General features: G+C 68.3%; 16 protein-coding genes. 9 read left to right on the top strand and 7 right to left on the bottom strand.

Annotation, left to right across the window (positions count from 1 at the left end):
• Positions 1 to 13: 13 nt before the first annotated feature.
• Together WMF11_RS25435 and WMF11_RS25430 are read right to left on the bottom strand one after the other, a co-directional pair.
• On the bottom strand, positions 14 to 733 hold the full coding sequence (locus WMF11_RS25435; protein WP_437979226.1) for a hypothetical protein: 720 nt from the start codon (positions 731 to 733) through the stop codon (positions 14 to 16).
• A gap of 15 nt (positions 734 to 748) precedes the next feature.
• Positions 749 to 1000 (bottom strand): hypothetical protein, encoded by a 252-nt coding sequence (locus WMF11_RS25430; protein WP_437979225.1) that lies wholly within the window; start codon positions 998 to 1000, stop codon positions 749 to 751.
• 459 nt (positions 1001 to 1459) lie between these two features.
• Between WMF11_RS25430 and WMF11_RS25425 the strand changes: the two genes are divergently transcribed.
• Positions 1460 to 1675, top strand: coding sequence for a hypothetical protein (locus WMF11_RS25425; RefSeq protein ID WP_437979224.1), 216 nt, complete (start codon positions 1460 to 1462; stop codon positions 1673 to 1675).
• A gap of 111 nt (positions 1676 to 1786) precedes the next feature.
• On the opposite strand, the gene WMF11_RS25420 is transcribed toward WMF11_RS25425, so the two are convergent.
• Positions 1787 to 1927, bottom strand: coding sequence for a hypothetical protein (locus WMF11_RS25420; protein ID WP_437979223.1), 141 nt, complete (start codon positions 1925 to 1927; stop codon positions 1787 to 1789).
• Between the two features lie 287 nt (positions 1928 to 2214).
• A complete protein-coding gene (locus WMF11_RS25415) occupies positions 2215 to 3255 on the bottom strand; it encodes a DUF1835 domain-containing protein (protein WP_437979222.1) in 1041 nt (346 codons plus the stop codon).
• A 1012-nt stretch (positions 3256 to 4267) separates the two neighbouring features.
• Between WMF11_RS25415 and WMF11_RS25410 the strand changes: the two genes are divergently transcribed.
• On the top strand, positions 4268 to 4801 hold the full coding sequence (locus tag WMF11_RS25410) for a hypothetical protein (RefSeq protein WP_437979221.1): 534 nt from the start codon (positions 4268 to 4270) through the stop codon (positions 4799 to 4801).
• A gap of 317 nt (positions 4802 to 5118) precedes the next feature.
• Here the strand turns inward: WMF11_RS25410 and WMF11_RS25405 are convergent, their stop codons facing one another.
• Genes WMF11_RS25405 through WMF11_RS25395 form a run of 3 tightly spaced genes read right to left on the bottom strand, consistent with a single transcriptional unit; the run spans position 5119 to position 9461 of the window.
• Positions 5119 to 6663 (bottom strand): hypothetical protein, encoded by a 1545-nt coding sequence (locus WMF11_RS25405; RefSeq protein ID WP_437979220.1) that lies wholly within the window; start codon positions 6661 to 6663, stop codon positions 5119 to 5121.
• Positions 6664 to 6701: 38 nt separating this feature from the next.
• Positions 6702 to 8300, bottom strand: coding sequence for a hypothetical protein (locus WMF11_RS25400; protein WP_437979219.1), 1599 nt, complete (start codon positions 8298 to 8300; stop codon positions 6702 to 6704).
• Between the two features lie 51 nt (positions 8301 to 8351).
• A complete protein-coding gene (locus tag WMF11_RS25395) occupies positions 8352 to 9461 on the bottom strand; it encodes a hypothetical protein (protein WP_437979218.1) in 1110 nt (369 codons plus the stop codon).
• A 230-nt stretch (positions 9462 to 9691) separates the two neighbouring features.
• On the opposite strand from WMF11_RS25395, the gene WMF11_RS25390 reads away from it, so the two are divergent.
• The 7 genes from WMF11_RS25390 (at position 9692) to WMF11_RS25360 (ending at position 16420) form a co-directional block, all read left to right on the top strand.
• Entirely contained in the window at positions 9692 to 10771 is a 1080-nt protein-coding gene (locus tag WMF11_RS25390) for an RNA polymerase sigma factor (protein ID WP_437979217.1), read from the top strand.
• 119 nt (positions 10772 to 10890) lie between these two features.
• Positions 10891 to 11763: a helix-turn-helix transcriptional regulator gene (locus WMF11_RS25385; protein WP_437979216.1), complete on the top strand. Its 873-nt coding sequence runs from the start codon at positions 10891 to 10893 to the stop codon at positions 11761 to 11763.
• 56 nt (positions 11764 to 11819) lie between these two features.
• On the top strand, positions 11820 to 12380 hold the full coding sequence (locus WMF11_RS25380; protein ID WP_437979215.1) for a sigma-70 family RNA polymerase sigma factor: 561 nt from the start codon (positions 11820 to 11822) through the stop codon (positions 12378 to 12380).
• On the top strand, positions 12377 to 12589 hold the full coding sequence (locus WMF11_RS25375) for a hypothetical protein (protein ID WP_437979214.1): 213 nt from the start codon (positions 12377 to 12379) through the stop codon (positions 12587 to 12589). Before WMF11_RS25380 ends, WMF11_RS25375 begins: the two co-directional genes overlap by 4 nt.
• 1630 nt (positions 12590 to 14219) lie before the next feature.
• On the top strand, positions 14220 to 14639 hold the full coding sequence (locus WMF11_RS25370; RefSeq protein WP_437979213.1) for a hypothetical protein: 420 nt from the start codon (positions 14220 to 14222) through the stop codon (positions 14637 to 14639).
• A gap of 333 nt (positions 14640 to 14972) precedes the next feature.
• A complete protein-coding gene (locus tag WMF11_RS25365) occupies positions 14973 to 15407 on the top strand; it encodes a BlaI/MecI/CopY family transcriptional regulator (protein WP_437979212.1) in 435 nt (144 codons plus the stop codon).
• A complete protein-coding gene (locus tag WMF11_RS25360; protein ID WP_437979344.1) occupies positions 15407 to 16420 on the top strand; it encodes a M48 family metalloprotease in 1014 nt (337 codons plus the stop codon). The genes WMF11_RS25365 and WMF11_RS25360 overlap by 1 nt, the downstream gene beginning before the upstream one ends.
• Positions 16421 to 16493: the final 73 nt, after the last annotated feature.

Below are 16493 nucleotides of genomic sequence, written 5' to 3'. Positions count from 1 at the left end.
GAAGGAGCCCGTCTCAGATCCCGACCTCGGCGTCCCGAGCTGGCCCCATGAGGCTGCAAAAAACCTCGGAAGCTGGCCCCATGACCCTGAAAAAAACTGGGTCACGCCCCCGCGCGGGTGGCCCCATCCTCCTGGATTTGGGGTGGCCCCATGACCCTGCAAAAAACGCCGTCAGGTGGCCCCATGAGGCTGAAAACTGGCAGTCCGTGATGCCCGCTGCCATCGCCGGGGTGATCCGCATGTTCCGCGGGATGTGGCAGAGGTTCACGTAGACGTAGTGCAGCGCGACGGCGGCGCAGTGCCGCGAGAGCTTCTTGCTGAAGGCCAGCGTGCGGCGCCGGAGCCGCGCGTTCCACTGCCGCGCGGTGAGGTTCGACCGCTCGATCGCGTAGTTCGTCGCCTTCGCAGGGTCCGGCGTCCCGAAGATGGCGCGCTTCTGGATGAAGTCGACGCCGCGCTCGACCGCGAACTTCTCCGACGTGCCCGGCTTGCCAGGGCGCGAGCTGAAGCTCTTGACGGTCTGCATGTACGGCACGGCGCGCCCGAAGTTCGCCGCGATCGGCTGCGCGTACAGACCGAGCCCGTCGGTCGTGATCTGCGGCATGACCACGAGCCGCGCGCGCACGTCTTCGACGAGAGAATCGGAGCTCTCCTGGTCGCGCTTCCCGACGTGCCAGGCGATGATGAGCTTGCTGGTGCGGCAGATCGCGGCCCACGTCCACTGCTCGCCCACACTCGCCGCGTCGTCCTACGCGGCGTCCACCTTGTTCTGGCGCTTGCGCCACCACCCGTGCATCTCGTCGAGGTCTACCAGCGAGCACGTCAGATCGCGCACCAGCCGGTCATGGAGACGCGCGCAGCCTTCGCCCGTCGCCTGCCCGAACCGGCCGATCGTGTCCTGGTGCACGCCGGTCATGCGCGACGCGGCGCGGATGCTGGTGCCGTTCACGAGTGCGGCGAGCACCTCTAGCCGCCGCTCCGCCGGGAGCACGTTCGCCATGGGCCTTGCACCTCTCCGGAGGCGGGCCTGTGATCGCAGTGCGACGCGCGACGGGTGGGCCCCCATCCGGCGTTCCGCAGCCCCGCTTCGGGTACCAGCCGAGGCGGGGCGCTTTACCTGTGCAAGTGAGTATAGCCCTTGTTTCCTAGGTCTCCAGCACAGCTAGGACACTAGATGTCCGAGCCATTTGCGCAGATCCAGCGTCGAACGCAGGCTTTTGTGCACGGTGAAGGGGAACGACTGCGCCGTGTGTCGCGCCTCGCCCTGCGAGATGCAGGACGCCTTGGCGGGGCTTCTGTGGTGTGAACCGGTCACATGGCCAACGGCTGGCGACGGGGCAGCGGAAGCCTGGGGGCCGGCAGCTGCGCTTCCGTCCCAAATGGGCGGAGGTCTCTATGGTTGTCGTCGGCCGCGGAATCCATGTGGCCCGACGAGCGTCGCCGGAGTAGCGTCCGTGCCATGGAAGACAACGAGAAGAAGATCGAGCAACTCCGGCAAGCGATCGATAGGCTGTCCGAGCGGAAAGCGGACCTCAAGCAGCAGCGAGACGCGGCGAAGGAGGCAGGTGACCTGGAGGAGGTCGAGCGTCTGACGCGCGAGATCCAGAACACTGAGCAGTCGGCACAGAGTAACGCCGACGCGATCGACAAGGTGCGCCAGAAGATGCTGCCCTGATTCGAGGGGGCACATGCCCTAATTAGGGCACCACCCAGGCAGCCCGCGCGAAGCCGCCGCGAAGCGGCGCCGAAGTCCGGCCATCCCTGGCCGGACTTCGGGCGGGCGGAACTAGCCGGCGTCGAGGTCCCCGGGCACGAACTCGGGGCCTCCGTCGTCCACTTGGGCACTTTCAGGGCCGTCGCAGATGTCGAGGCGAACGTCGGCCAGCTCGGGGCAGTGGCTCTCCACCTGGCCGATCGCAGGAGCCATGCTGGCAAAGGGCGAGCGTGACCCCGTCGCCCATCTGGCCGAGTACAGGAGGGGCGCCAGCGACGAGGCGTGCGGGCGCGAGCTCGGCGCGGCCCCTCTCCGCCGCTGGGGTGGTAGAGGTCGAAGCGCATGCCGGGAAGCACGGTGCGGCCGCCAGGGTCAAGCCGAATAGTCGCGGCGCTGCGGATTTACGGGCGAGGGCCGTTCGCCAACCAATCGGTTGACGAACGCCTCGAGGGAGGTGCGTTCCGCTGTCAACGGATGTGCAGATACGTCGATCCTAGTCCTCACAACCGAGCCAGCCCACCATGTTCGAGCAACACCCAGGGGGCTGAAGTCGAGTACGCCTCGATCCCAGCCATGGGCAAACTAGGTGCGTCCGCGAGGCGTTCGAGGCCTTCTCGGAGCTTCATACCACGTTCGGTGAGCCGATAGACGAACGACTTCATTGGAAGGCCCGGCTTCGGGCCAGGCGCGCGCTCCACAGCCGCGCTCGAGTCGTGGTCTGCCCACTGCTCCAGACGGTCTACCAGGAACATGTCGCCTGTGCAGGAAAGAAGCTGCCACAGATCCATCCCCAATTGCGATTTGTGGACGGCTACGGCAACAGGAGTTTGCCACTCCGCCGACAGAAGATTCAGTATGAGCTCGTCGAATCGACTGAGGCGTAAGGCTCTTTGGGTGGTCAGTATTGGAAGGAATGAAGACAGCAGCGCCCACAATGGGGCGAGCTCTGGAAAACCTTTGACGCCACGGGCGCAGCTTTGGGCAAAAGGTAAGGGATTCGCATCGGCGTATAAATCCCAGAGTCGGACGGCACGATTGTAGCGTTCGCGCGGCCAGGGGCGAGCTTTGCTGAGGCGCTCGAGAAGAACCTCGTCAGGATGATCGGACACTGACGCGGAGCAGTCGAACGGTGGCATCGGTTTCCCGGGAATCTTTGTGTGTACTGGATCAAAATCGAGGATGAGGACGTCACGGTACGCGAACCCCAGGTGGCGCAACCAACTACAGGCCCTCCAGAGGTTTACCCGTTCGTGGAGACTCGACGATGCCCACAATACAACGGGAAGATCCCAGTGGACATCCGATGAATAGAGCCGGTCCCATTCTTTGCCATAAGGGTCTTTGTTAGAAGACTCTTCAGGCGAAGAACACCACGCCTCACGCGTCCGGGCATGCTCCATGGCATCCAGGCGACTCGGCCCGATGGTAAGGCGATCGGCGGCGCGCACGACGTTGGCTGCGCCGATCTCCAGCAGCCGATCTGTTGTCCGCGTGTCGAAGGCTACATGCGTGGCCCCACGAAGAGTGTTGGAGGTCGTCATGTTTAGTAAAATCCACACTTGTGACACTCTGCGGTTGGGTAAGGCTCATCCCGTTGGCAGAAGTCACGACAAACGGCGCAAAGTGACTTTTTCGGGTCGATCAGACGCGTGCAAGGCCACCCCTTGTCCTCGCAAGCATCGTACATGTCGGTGCATCTAGAAACTCGTGAGCATCCTGCCAACAGTTCAGACGATTCTCCCCCAACGTCGTCACCGTTTCGGAACCCGTCCCCCGTAGCTGCTGACCCCGGTGGGTATGGGTCTCCGGCCCCTGTGCCTTCCGTCCCCCTAAGATAGCACTCGCCCACGTCGTAGTTGCACGCCCACACCGTGAGACCGAGAGGAATAAGAACAGGGATCGCCTTCAATTTCGGCCTGTGGCGCATGCCCATCCTCCAAGCTTTTCCAGATGCGTGTGCGGAGGGGCGGCGTCAACTGTGATTCAGGGCATGGATTGCGTCCCTGCGGCTACGGCTTTTCAGTCTCGCCCCGGTCCGAAGCCGGGCTCGAGCTGAGCGCAGCGGGTTGCACATCGCCGCGGCCGAGCTCGGCGCGGCCCCTCGGAGGTCGAGGCGCACGTCGGCGCGGCCTTGAGCCTGCTCGGCGCGTTGTGACGCCCGGGCGGGAGGTCTCGAGCGTGAGCGCGGCGCAGCCCCCACGGCGGGGTGCGGAGGTCGAGGCGGACGGACATCGGCGAGCGCGGCGCGATCTCCGTCCACCTGGTCGAGTTCGGGCGGGTCGCCAGCGACGAGAAGCTCGAGCGCGAGTTCGGTGCAGCCCGCCCCCGCGGCATGGCGCGGCGGTCGAAGCGGACGCCGACGACGGCTGGCGACGAGGAGCCCGGGCGCGAGCGCCACATAGCCCTTCGCCGCGGCGCTGCGGCCGTCCGGGACGCGTCGACCCCAGAGCATGGGGATCTGCTCGCCGAATTTCTCTTTGACGCCCACGTCATGCCCAGAAAGATCGTGCGCGCTCTCATATCGCCTGTCGCGGCTCGGCCAGGGCTTCCACCATGTCCATGCGCTTACTCGGCAAGATCGGCTTGCTCTACGTCGGTGCGCTCGTCGTGGTTCCGGCGCCAGCCCAGGCACTCGAGTTCCACGGCGGCGTGAGCGTGGGCGGAATCCAGATTGGGACCGAACCCAGGCTTGCCGTGAGCCCCTTCGCCGGATGGCTCTGGCGCAGCGAGGGGGACCTCCGGCTCGAAGTCCACAACATGCTCAGCATCGTTCCAGGGGCAGGTATCGGGGTCTACGATCGAACGGCGGTCACTCTTGGGTATGCCACGAAGACAACCACCGCCAGCCTCGGGCCGTCCCTGGCGATCTACTCGATGCCGGTGTGTGGTGCCGTGATCTGTGACCGCGTGGTGGGGGTTGCTCCAGGCGGCCGCGCCCAGTCCGACTGGTACTTCGCCGGGCCCTTGGGCGTGTCCACCAGCGTCCATGTGGACTGGGCTGGCGGCAGTAGTCGCGTTCTCCCTGGAAGTCTGGTCGTGATGTTGACCACTGGACCAATTTGGAGATTCGAGGTGAAGCCGAAATGAACATGCTGGCTGTTTGTTGTTACGACTGACACCGGTGCTCAGCGTCGGCGAGCTCGGGGCCGTCGCCGTCGACCGGTTCGAGTTCGGTCGCATCGCCGGCGAGGTCCCCGAACGCGGGCCGGTGCTGCGGCCTGGTCGACTACGCGGGGGGCCGCGGCGTCGAGGTGGACGCTGGCGAGCGCGGGGCCGTCGCGCAGGTCGAGGGCGACGTCGGGCGCTGGTGACTGGACACCGGTGCTAAGCGCCGGGCGCGCTCGTAGCTGTTGCCATCCACCTGGTCGAGCTCGGTCACGTCGCCCTGATGTGTCGTTGTGATCCTATTCAGGGAAGCGCTGCGTCTCGACCTGGATGCCGTCCTCCCCGTGGATCTCTTCGCCGGACCAATCCCAGCTCACGCCGCCCTTTCCCGGCGGTCCCAGCTCGTAGGTCACGCCCTCCAGCGTGAGCTGGTCCTCGTCGAGGGTTGCGATGCCGATCGAGTCGCCGCCGCGCCCGGGGCCGCCGTAGCCGCCGTCGCCCCCTCGGCCGCCGTCGCCTCCCTGACAGGACCATGTGCCGTCCCCCACGGCGCCGCCTAGTTCGCCTCGGCCCCCATCGCCGCCTTCCTCGGGCTCCCCGCCGTTGCCACCTGGGCCCGCGGCGATGGTCCTGATGACGCTATCGCGCAGCGTCAGCTTGGCGTGGAGCGCGACGATGCCGATGGTCGGGTGCCCGTTTTCGCCCCCGCGGCCGCCCCTGCCGCCGCAGCCACCGGCGCCTCCCGAGCCGCCGCCGGCGCCTCCCTTGGCGGCCACGCCGCACGCGGTGAGCCCCCCTCGACGGCCGCCGCCGCCTCCGCCGCCTTGACCCGGCATGCCCCTGCCGCCGTCGCCTGCCCAGTCGGCCACCCAGCCTGTCTCGGTGATACGCCCGATGCCCTGACCCGCGGTGCCTACGACGCCGTACATGCCGGAGATCCCGTTGTTTCCACCGTTGCAATGGATGCCTGGCAGGTCCCCGCCTCCTCCCAGGCCAGCGTACGTGGCGTCTGGAGTTGGCGTCGGCTCCCCGTCATCCCCGTCCTCCGCGCCGTCGGGGAGCCCGTCACCTCCCTTGCCCCCGACGCTCGGGAGTCCACCGTCGCACCGATTCACCACCGCCGGGCCGCCGGAGACGGTGTCTGCGGAGCACGCATCGTCGCCGTACACGCCATCCGGTCCGATCGGTGCGTGAATTCGATCGTCCCATTTCGCCCCTTCGTGACCTGCCCATCCGTACGACGTGCCAACCTCGCTCCGGATGAGCTCCACGGCCGTGCCGGATTGCACGAGGATTCCGATCGGGCCGGCCGACTTGAACCGCATGTCGACGATCGTCGATACCCCGTCCGCGGCTCCCGTGTCTCCGGCGCTCGCCGGTACGACGGTCATGGCGATGCCGTCGGTACCTGAAATCTGAAGAATCGAGCGCCCGAAGCGGGGCATCCGCTTCCAGTCGATGCAGCTGAAGCCACCGATGAGATCCACGCCGGAAGGCAGCGCGAGGGGCCCGAAGAAGCCGTCGGCGCACGCGAACACGCGCCCTCGTGCGGTACGTGCGAGCTCGACGGCGCGCTGCAACGTGCGCACGGGCCGCTCCTTCGTACCCGGGTTCGCGTCGTCGCCGTCGCCCCAGACGCCGGCCACGAACACCCCGCAGCCATCCTCCCAGACGTCTGCGGCGAGGCGCTCGAGACAGAACGACTCTGTCGGCGCGTCACCCTGACACGACGAGGTGCCGTCGCACCCCGTTCCGCCAGGCTCGTTGGGACCCGGTGCGGTGCCGCAGCCGGCCGCGACGAGGAGCAGCGCGGGGGACAGATAGATCGCTCTTGTGATTCGCATCGTTCTCCCTCGATGTCGTGTCACGCATGGACGGACATTCACTGGGGTGGTGGCGGATCGGGAACATCGAATTGACGGTAAGGCGCTGAGTCGCCCTGCTGGCCCTTCCCGACGTCGTCATCAGGTGCTGCATTGCCGGCCAGGCCACCCTCCCCACCTCTTCCGGCGTTCGCGGGGGCGTCCGGACCGAAGGCCACGTAGGCGCCCAGGGACGCGACGCCATACGAAGGGCCGCCGAGGCCACCTCCGGCATCGCCTCCGCGACCGCCGTAGCCTCCGTTGCCCCCGTTGCACGCCTTCCACCCGTCGGCCGCATAACCGACCCCGCCCTGGCCACCGAACACCCCAACGCCGCCCGGTTGGCCCGTCCCGCCAACGCCACCGCCGCCGCCGTTGCCTGCAAACACCTCGGTCCGCTCGAGCGTCAGCGCGCTCCCCTGCAACGCAACGATGCCGATGCTCGCCCCGCCATAGCTGCCGCCCTTGCCTCCCTGGCCGCCGCAGCCCCCGCTTCCTCCCGAGCCGCCGGCCGCCCCGGCCTTAGGTCGGCCCGCCGGGCACGCCGTCATCTCGCCCCGCGATCTGCTGCCGCCGCCGCCGCCGCCCCCCTGGCCGACGCCGCCCTTCTTCCCGTCCTCACCCCGGACGCCGATCCAGCCATCCATGCTGAGCTGGCCTATGCCCACCGCGCCGGCCGCGCGACCGCCGTCAAGGCCGTCCATCCCATCTGCGCCAGCACTGCAACGCGCGCTCCCCGCGCCAGTGCCTCCAAGGCCCTTGCCTGCTGGATTCGCCGCGGGCACCGGCTGCCCCCAAGCGCCATCGCCCCCGGACTCGAGCCCGCCGTAGCCTCCAGGTCCGCCCGTCGACTCGATGCCGTCGTCGCACACCGTCACGACTGGCAGGGCACCCGCTGCGAAATCCTCCGTGCAGGCGTCCGCGCCGTCGTTGCCCACCACGCCGCCGTTGGCCGGTTCACTGTGCGCGTCCTTTCCCGGCTCCCCATCCTTGCCGCTGCCCGCGATGATCTTGCTGTCCCGCACGATCGCCCGCGCCCCCGAGCTCAAGATCATCGCGATCGACGACTTTCCATCGCTCGCCGAGGCGTCGGCCGCCACGGCGCGCACGCCGACGATCAACGACGTCGCGTCGCCCCCCGCGATGCTCGCATCGTCGCCCCCGCGGACCCGCACCGGGATCCGCGCAGGCGGCGCGATGACGGTCGACGCATTCGGCACGATGCCCGACCATTCATACGACCAATCACCGCCGTCATCGCAAAGACGTCCGCCCCAGAGGTCGACCCCGGAAGGCAACGTGATCTCCTCCTCGAACGTTCCGCCGCACGCAAGCACGCGCCGGGTCGGCGCCTCGCCGTGGCCTCGTCCGCTCGCGGCGAGCCCGATCGCGTGTTGCAGGGTCTTCACCGGCGCGCCCGTCGTGCCAGGGTTGCTGTCGTCACCCGACGACGCGCTGACGAACACCCCGCATTCGTCGAGCGCCGGCGCCGTGGTGGGGTCGCCGTCACAGCGAGACGTCGGCGGTGTGAGGCAGAGGCGTCGGTCGTAGCAGCTATCGTCGTAAGCGCACCCGGAGAGGCCGCCCGCGCCGACCGTGGAAACGGTGCCTACAGCCAACAGCAGCCGCATTCGTCGCGGTTCGAGAAGAGACATGTCCTGGCCCCCTGATCACCACGCGCCGTACGCAACGAGGCCGGCCTGTGTCGGCGCGACCGTCGGCACCAGCGCGACCCGAGCTTTGGTCGGTTCAGCCTGCAGTAAAGAGAAGTCCGTGAAGAACGAAGCCAGAGTCGCAGCGCCCACCACACCGCTCGTCACCACCATCGCCGTGCCGAGCCCGGCGAAGAGATCCCGCTCTCGTTGGAGACTCGTCAGCTCGCCGCACGCGGAGGGCTTCGGCGTTCCCCGACATACCCCTTGAGAGACGCCCACGGCGTCGAGCTTCGCGTTCCGCTCGTCCAGGTCTCCGTCGGCGGTCCTCGCACGAACCATGAAGACCGCACCGAGCGAGCCTGTCGCCAAGGTCAACCCGATACCGGTGATGCGCAGGGCGCCTGGCCAGGATGTCCAAGGGCTGGGCGGCCGGCCCCGCACGGCAGGCGACGAGCTCCTGGTTTTCGGCGTTTCCTTCGGTGAAGCCGGCGCGCTCTCCGGAGCTTGGCTCACCGCCATAGGCGCCAACGGCATTCTGACGTTGTACGCCGTTGCGGCCACAGCCCCGAACTCATGGAAACCATCCTGGCGGCCCGGGGCGCGGGCCCGCACCATGCGCTGGCCGGGCTCCAAGAACAGCTTGTACGTCCGCGCGACCCGGCCTACCCACTTGCCGTCGACGAGCACCTCGGCATCCGGCGGATCGACCGAGAGCACGAGTGTCGCGACGTGCGATGTTGCCTCGCGTTCTCCTTTCTCGAATCGTAGCTGAAGCGCGAGCGGCAGCGCCGTGCGCTGCTCGAGGCTAAAGGCCAGGTGCTCGGCGGCATCGCGGTACTTGCGCAGCGCGAGCTCGCAGAGGCCAAGCTCGCCGGCGAGCTCCGCGCGCTCTCGCTCCGTGCTGGACGCCGGGTCTGCTGCCTCGAAGGCGGCCTTGTAGGCGGCGTATGCCTCGGTCCACTGCCCGGCGTTGCGTGCCCTGCGACCGCGGCGAACATGGTCCTTCACCGTTGCGCCGTCACGTGGTCCTGGCTCCGGATAGGCGTCCTCCGCGCTGGCCGAGCTCGCAGCGCCGGTTGCGGCGAGGAGCGCAGAGAAGAGCAGAGCGCATGCGGAAAATCGCATGGTTGGACGGTACTCGCGCCAGCCGCGCGGCGTCAACGGGAGCGAATCGATGCAAAGTGGCCCTGGCAGTGGCAAATTGCGTTCGGGTGCGGCAATGCGATCGCTTCCTCTGCGGCAGCGAGGGGCTCGAACGCCTGAACGCATGTATCGGTGCCACCTGGTGCTACCAAAGTTGCCGCTCCTTGCACTTTCCTGCACCGTTTCGAGCGGCTCAGGGATGCTACCTAACCGTGGGCAAGCCAGCGACCCATCTCCTCAGCTTCAACCGCTTCCGGCGCCTGGCCAGGCTCCACGGCGTGCCGGCGCGCGACGCCGAGGACGTCGCGCAGAATGCGCTGCTGCGGGGATTGGAAGTGGCGAGGCGGGTCGAGCTGAGCGGCGATCCGGCGCGGTACTTCGTCACGATCGCCCTCAACGAGGCACGGAAGCACAGGCGGAACGAGCGCCGCCGCGGAGAGGTGCTGACGTCGTTCGAGGAGCGCGATCCCCGAGACGAATGCCCCACGCCGGAGGAACTGCTGCGCTTGCGGCAGCGGGAAGAGCTGACCCGGGACTTGCTCGACCGGATCGGCCCCAAGTACCGGGATCTTTTGGTCAAGCACGAGCTGGAGGGGACACCGCTCTCCGCAATCGCCGCCGAGCTGAACGTCCCGCTGGACACAGTGAGGGCGCAGCACCGCCGGGCTTGGGATCGACTCGATGTGGCTTTCAAGCGGTGGAGGGCCCAGCAACCCGCGCACGGTAGGGATGAGAGCGCCTGTGTCCCGCTGGTGCTCGGGCTGGACCGCCGTGCGTCGTGGACGGCTTGGCTGCGCCGGCTGGGCGTGAGGATCGTCGTGCAGGGTGCGTTCCTCGTGTTGAGCGGCGCGCTCCTCTCGGCGGTGCCGCCGCTGCCCAGCGCGGAATCGTGGCTGCACCCGGCGGCATTCCGCGCACCGGGGGGCACGCCTGCACCAGACGACGTCACGGCGCAAGGCTCACGTGACAGCGCGCGTTCCCCTGCCGCGCCCGCCGCGCCCGAGAGCTCGTCGCCGGCGGCGACAGGTAGCGCGCGCGCTGAGGCTGTGGTGAGCAGCACGCCCGCGCCCTCGGTGACGACAGCACCTCGTATCTCGTCCCCGGGGAGCCCCGTGTGGCCAGCGGTCACCGCACGCGAGATGCGCCTGATCAGCCAGGCCCGAAGGGCCATCGAGGACAACGACGGAGAGGGCGATCACGAGGCGCGCCTGCTGCTCGAAGCGCATGCGCGGGAGTTTCCGCGCGGTCGGCTCGCAGCGGAGCGCGAAGCGCTGTTCAGGCACATTCGCTGAATCGTCGGCCGTCGATTGACGGCGAGCTGACGGTGACGCTGATGGTGTCTTCAGACCAGACAGCACAGGGCCGAGATCTGTCTTGCGTAGGAATGCTTACGTCCAGGAGGAGAATCGCTATGGAGGACATGCTGGGTGCGATGTGGCTCGTCTCGCCGCTCGGGCTCGCGATGATAGCCTGTGTCGCGATCGGCTTCGCGGTCACCGCGCGCGAAGCGCTGGGACGCGAGCGCGGCCTTCGTGAGGCGCGCGAGCACGCGCATGACGACGAGGAGGCCGCCCTCATCGATGCGAAGGAGCAGGCAGTGGGGGAGCGGGACCGATCCCGGCGCCTTCTGGACTGTCATGTCGACGCGGCGCTCGCAGAGCTGACAGACGCCCGCCCGCGCCCCGTCCCCTGGCCAGGAAGAGTGCTCGAGTCGTTCTGCGCGACGATGCCTTCGTGGAGGAGAAAGCTGGGCGAGAGCACGGGGTTGGAACCGAGGGATGTGGAGCGGTTGCTGAGGAGCGACCTCCCCATGACGCCCGGCCTCGCGCGGCAGCTGGAAGCCTTCACCGGCACGCCCGCGCGGTACTGGGAACGCCTGTGGCGGCTACACGACGACTACCGGATGCACGCCGAGGAGACCGTGGTGATCCAGGTCGGCGAGCCCGTCACCGAGCGCGAGAGCTCGACGCGTCCCGCGTCGTCGCCGGCGCCGCCGATACCTCCCCGCGCGCTCGACGTTCCTCCGCCAGTGGTGCCGTCGCCCGAGCTCGCGGCCATGAGCCCGCGCGCGAAGCTCCCGCCGCCGCCGCAGTTGCGCCTTAGGTCGCCGCTCCCTGTCCGCGCCGCCACGGGGACTGAGCCCGCCCGGCGCGCTGCCACGCTGACGAGCTTCCCGCTACAGCGTGACGAAGGCGGGCCGGGTTCCGCGAACATTGCCGATTGGGAGGACGTAGAGCGCTCTCCGCTGAACACGACCCTTCCGGGAGTGGGGAGCCATGGGTGAGCGCAGCCGTGCCTCGCATTCATCATAGGGTGCGATTTCGCAAGGGGGGTAAAATCATGGATTGTCCCGATGAAGACAAGCGCGCTGCGGCGTACGCGCGCTTGTTTTGCCCGATGCTGGTTCGTGCCGTGTTGCTCTGGTTGGAGAGGATGGGGGTCCCTCAGTGCCAGCGTGGCGACGTCGCGGGCCAGGTCTGGCTCAACGCCTGCGAGAGCTGGCCCAGGTTCGATCCGAAACGCGGCAGGCCGGAGCGCTGGCTGAACGCGATCACCGTACACGTTGCCTCCCACTACCACGAGCGTGTGCGAAAGCGCAGGGAGGAATTGGTCAGTTCGATCGAGGTGCTTGATCCAGCGCCGGATGCTGCTGCTGTGATGGAGTCCGACAACGTCAGGGCCAGCACCATGGATGCAGTGAATGAGCTCGATCCGGTGCTGCGACTCGTTCTCGTGGCACACGATTTGGGCGGAGTTTCGATGGCCCAGATCGCCCAAGATGCAGGGCTGCCCCTCTCGACGCTTTACAGGCGACGCGCACGGGCCATCGGTGAGTTGCGTAATATCCTTATGCTTCGGGAAGCCGGCGAGATCCCTTGGCGGGGAGTGGGACTGCAATGAGCGTCAAGGGCCTGGTTGTTCACTTCCGGCGCGACCTGGATGACGACGAGGCGGAGCGAATGATCGACGCTCTGATGCTGCTGAAGGGCGTCGCCAAGGTATCATCTGTCAAGGCCGGTTACGAAGACGAACTGAACCGGCAGCGGGTCAAGCGAGAACTGCTAAGCAAGATTGATGGGCTTCTGAGAGATGACGAGGTCTCGATCTAGCTGCCGACGAACCAGCGTCGTCGTGGCGTCGACGCAAAAGGCCCGCGGTGCCGCCATCGGGCCGCGCTCGCTGGCGACGCTGGCGCACGGACGGCGTCGTGCCGGTCCAGGCGTGCGCCTCTGATCACGATGCGCGAGCCGAGCGTGGCGAATCGGCATCGTGTGGGTTCTACGCGCACATGCAAGGGATCACGCTGGATTCCATTCCCACAAGAGATGGTGTTCACCGTGCGCAGTTGAAGCCGAGCGGACGCGAGGGAGCTCGGCGAGCCTGCGACGTCGGCCGGCAGCCCCATGGTCTCGTACGCGATCGACGGGTGCAGGGCCCCAACGTGGCGCCCGCGTTCAGCGTCGCCATGCGCGGCCCGGATCGGCGCGCGTGGACGTCCGCGCGCGAGGCGCCCTGGGAGACATTTTCTCGGGAGACAGTCGGAGGCGCCAAGCTGGCCGATCGCGCGCGCCATCGTCCGGTCTGCCCGGTCTGACGTGAAGGGCCGCCGCTGGCGCTTGGCCTCGCGCCCCTCACGGGCGCGGGGAGCGTGGGCGGCGTCACGGAGGCGCGCGCCGACCGCCGCGACGCCGGCCCGCTGGCGTGGCGATGTCGCCGTCCGTGCGCCAGCGTTGTCCGCCTCCCGGCCCGGCGTGGCGCCGTGGGCAGGACGGCGCTCGACTGCGTTGGCGGAGTGTTGGCGACCACGCGGCTGGAGCTACACGACGTCGCCCATGCGTGGCCGTGCCGCGCGCGGGCGGCTCGTCGGAGCGCGCCGTGGGGCAGGTCGCGGTCACCGCACGCTGACGGCCGAACGCCTCGGGCTGCGCACGATGCCGCCCGTGCAGCAGCGTCGCCCGCCAGCGCGGCCCGACGACCGCGCGTCTGGAGCCGCTGAGAGCGCGAGGGTAGCTGCTCCTGCCAATACAAACCTCCGTTGTTGTGGTGTTTCGGGTTCGGGACGGAGCCTGAACGAGAGCCCGTGAGGAGGCCCGAAATGGTAATTCTGACGATCCGGTATCTCGTCGCGAGTTACCGGGATCTGGTCAGGTGTGGAAACCGCTCTGGTGACGCGCAGTTAGACCGCTTCGAGGGAGCGCCCGAGGGGCCGATTTGGGGGGGCGCGAAGGGGTCGATTTGGTAATTTTGCGCGGGGTCGGCTGAGGGGCTCCGGCGAGCCGCCCACCTCCGTTTTGTTGCGTACGCGTGCCACAGGGCGGCGCGCGACGGGCACGACCGCGGGGCGGCTGACGCGGGGCGCGAACTCGGCGCACGAGGCCGCGGCGCTCGTCCAGGCGGGAGGCTGGCGCAGGCGCAAGGCGGAGCTCGCCCAGGTGGATGCCAGCGCGGCTCGCGACCGCGGTGCCGGGCGAGCTGGCCCCGCTCGACGGCCGGGCCGTGGGATCGCCGGGGGCGTCACCCCGCACACCGAGGTCACGTGATCGGGCCCCAGCGAATGCCAGTCAGGTCACGGTGCCACGTGAGAACCGGCGTCCTCTTGGTCGCACGCTACATCGGACTTTAATGCCGTCGCCCTCGCCAGGAGCCGACTCTTGTACTGTGCTTTAACGCTCTTTAAAGTTGAACGGAAAATGAAGGCTTCGCTCTGGCAGGTTTCTGTTTCGGTGCTTTTGTAGACGCATGAGCTCGCGGCGCTGGTACGAGCTCGCGTGCGGAGTTGTCCGCGCGCCGAGCCACGTCCTGGAAGAGTGTTTCCAGATGAACAAGCAGACCCGGTGCCACCTGCGCGCGATCGCACGGTTGCACCCCGAGATCGGCAACCTGTGTGATCAGCTTGAAGCGCCCTGGAACGCCGTGCGAAGGATCGCGCACGCGCCGGGGGCGGCGGAGCAGTGGGAGCGCGCGGCGCAGGTGCTCGGTGAGCTCGTGGAGAAGCGCCGGGCGACGGCGCCGCGCCGGTCGAGGCTGGAGGCTGCACGCTTGGAGGCGCTGAAGCGGATGGGACCGCCGATGGAGGGGGGAGGAAAACTTGCAAGCAGCCTGCGAGCTGCGTGGGAGGCGGCGGAGCGCGGGACGCCCGCGGTCCCAAGCCCACGGTGAGCGCAGCCGGCCGTGAGGGGGTGAGGTGTGCTCATGTGGCTACCCGAGCGTGAGCGGGCGCGGTGGCGTCGACCTGAGTGTCCTCGAACGGCTTGCGTGAATGTCCAGAGAGCTGAGCGCCAGGCGTTCGGCGCGGCACTCTCAAACGGGGAACTCTCGATATTGATAGTTGGCGGGCCGAGAGTTTGACAGGTGTCCGAGCCGGGGTCGTGATGCGCCGACATCGATGGCGCGGGGAGCGCGGTCACGGGAGCCGGGGGACGCTGCCAAGGGTCGAGAGCGCGGGATATCTGCCGGATTGACATCAACTACTCGACGTAGTAGTTGACCTCCGTGACGTTGCCGAAGCCCAAGCCGCTCGGTGAACTCGAGGAAGCAGTGCTCTCTGCGCTGTGGAGCAGCGCTTCGCCGCTCTCGGTGCGCGAGGTCCTCGGGCGCGTACAGCGGCGGCCGGCGCTCGCGTACACGACGGTGCTCACCGTGCTCGACCGCCTCCACGAGAAGGGGATGGTCGACCGAGAGAAGGAGGGGAAGGCCTTCTTGTACCGTCCCCGCGCCTCGAAGGAGGCATGGCTCGGCGAACAGGCAGCGCGGATGCTGACCGCGGAGCGCGGACCGCCGAGCAGCGCCGTCCTGATGGCGTTCTTGGACTCGGCCGAGCGCGCTGATCCCGCGCTGATCGAGCACCTGTCGTCCCTCATCGAGCTCCGGCGCGCTGGGTCGTCGCAAGCCGCTCCTGCGCCGGGCAAGAAAGGACGGTCCACGTGATGCCGCCGCTGGCCTTTCTGCCGCTAGGAGCCGCGTTCGTCGTCTTCGGGCTGCTGAGCGCGTGCGCGGTCGGCCTCGTGGCGCGGTGCGCCCTGCGCTGGTCGTCGCCGGGCCAGCAGCTGCCGTCGACGGCGCTGCGCGCCGCCGTCGTCTTCACCCCGGCGGTCCTCGGGGCGCTCGGATGCGCGGCACTCGCGCTACCGAACCCGTTCGTCGGGTGCCACTGCGCCGAGCACGGGCTGCATCACCCCCACCTCTGCGCGCTCCACCTGGCCTTCGCGCTGCCGCTTGTCACGCCGTCCGCTTGCCTGCTCGGGGCATGGCTCGCGGTCACCGCGCCGGGCGTCCTCCGGCTCCTCCACGACACCGTCGCGTCGACGCGGTGGACCAGGGCCGTGCGGCGTCTGCCGATCGTGGCGCTCGACGGCGTCGCCGTGCGGCTCGCCGACTGCGGAGCACCCAGCGCCTTCACGATCGGCGCCCTCTGGCCGATCGTCGTGGTCGACCGCGTCCTCTGGCGATCGCTCACCGACGAGGAGCGGCGCGCCGTTGCACACCACGAGCAAGCCCACGTCGAGCGACGCGATGGGCTCACGCTGCTCGCGCTGCGCCTCTGCGTCGCACTCTTCCCGAGCCCCGCGGGCCAGCGGCTTATCCAGGCATGGCGAGCCGCAGCGGAGCAATCCTGCGATCGGTACGCGGCCGGCAAGCTCGGCGACCCCGCCGCGGTCGCTGCAGCGCTCGTCGCGGTCGAGAAGATCCGGGCGCAGGGCTCCCAGGGCGCCGCGCTCCCCGCGCACGCCATGGGCGCGCTCGCAGGCGGCGATCTCTCGCGTCGCGTCCTCGCGTTGCTCGGAGCGGATCCGTCTCGTCAAGGCGCCGAGCCGCCGCTCGCCAACGACGTGCTCGCCACGGCGATCGTCGCCGCCGGCACGCTCCTGCTGACGTTCGTGTGGCCTGGGGACGAGTTCCACCACGCCATCGAGACGCTGATCGGTCACCTCATTCACTAGGGAATGCAGCGATGCGAACTCGCCATCTCGCCATGCGCTCATTTACTACAATTCGTAGTAGATTCACCACTGG

The organism is Sorangium sp. So ce295 (genome assembly GCF_051527405.1).
In the GTDB taxonomy this organism is placed as follows: domain Bacteria; phylum Myxococcota_A; class Polyangia; order Polyangiales; family Polyangiaceae; genus Sorangium; species Sorangium cellulosum_B.
Note: the sequence above shows the minus strand (reverse complement) of the source record. Positions and strands in the feature narration are given on the sequence as shown.

Excerpts from the sequence above, each read along its gene's own strand:
- WMF11_RS25410 (WP_437979221.1), top strand. The coding sequence starts at position 4,268 with ATGTCCATGCGCTTACTCGGCAAGATCGGCTTGCTCTACGTCGGTGCG.
- WMF11_RS25370 (WP_437979213.1), top strand. The coding sequence starts at position 14,220 with ATGAGCTCGCGGCGCTGGTACGAGCTCGCGTGCGGAGTTGTCCGCGCG.
- WMF11_RS25385 (WP_437979216.1), top strand. The coding sequence starts at position 10,891 with ATGGAGGACATGCTGGGTGCGATGTGGCTCGTCTCGCCGCTCGGGCTC.
- WMF11_RS25430 (WP_437979225.1), bottom strand. The coding sequence starts at position 1,000 with ATGGCGAACGTGCTCCCGGCGGAGCGGCGGCTAGAGGTGCTCGCCGCA.
- WMF11_RS25425 (WP_437979224.1), top strand. The coding sequence starts at position 1,460 with ATGGAAGACAACGAGAAGAAGATCGAGCAACTCCGGCAAGCGATCGAT.
- WMF11_RS25360 (WP_437979344.1), top strand. The coding sequence starts at position 15,407 with ATGCCGCCGCTGGCCTTTCTGCCGCTAGGAGCCGCGTTCGTCGTCTTC.
- WMF11_RS25415 (WP_437979222.1), bottom strand. The coding sequence starts at position 3,255 with ATGACGACCTCCAACACTCTTCGTGGGGCCACGCATGTAGCCTTCGAC.
- WMF11_RS25395 (WP_437979218.1), bottom strand. The coding sequence starts at position 9,461 with ATGCGATTTTCCGCATGCGCTCTGCTCTTCTCTGCGCTCCTCGCCGCA.
- WMF11_RS25420 (WP_437979223.1), bottom strand. The coding sequence starts at position 1,927 with ATGGCTCCTGCGATCGGCCAGGTGGAGAGCCACTGCCCCGAGCTGGCC.
- WMF11_RS25380 (WP_437979215.1), top strand. The coding sequence starts at position 11,820 with ATGGATTGTCCCGATGAAGACAAGCGCGCTGCGGCGTACGCGCGCTTG.
- WMF11_RS25405 (WP_437979220.1), bottom strand. The coding sequence starts at position 6,663 with ATGCGAATCACAAGAGCGATCTATCTGTCCCCCGCGCTGCTCCTCGTC.
- WMF11_RS25375 (WP_437979214.1), top strand. The coding sequence starts at position 12,377 with ATGAGCGTCAAGGGCCTGGTTGTTCACTTCCGGCGCGACCTGGATGAC.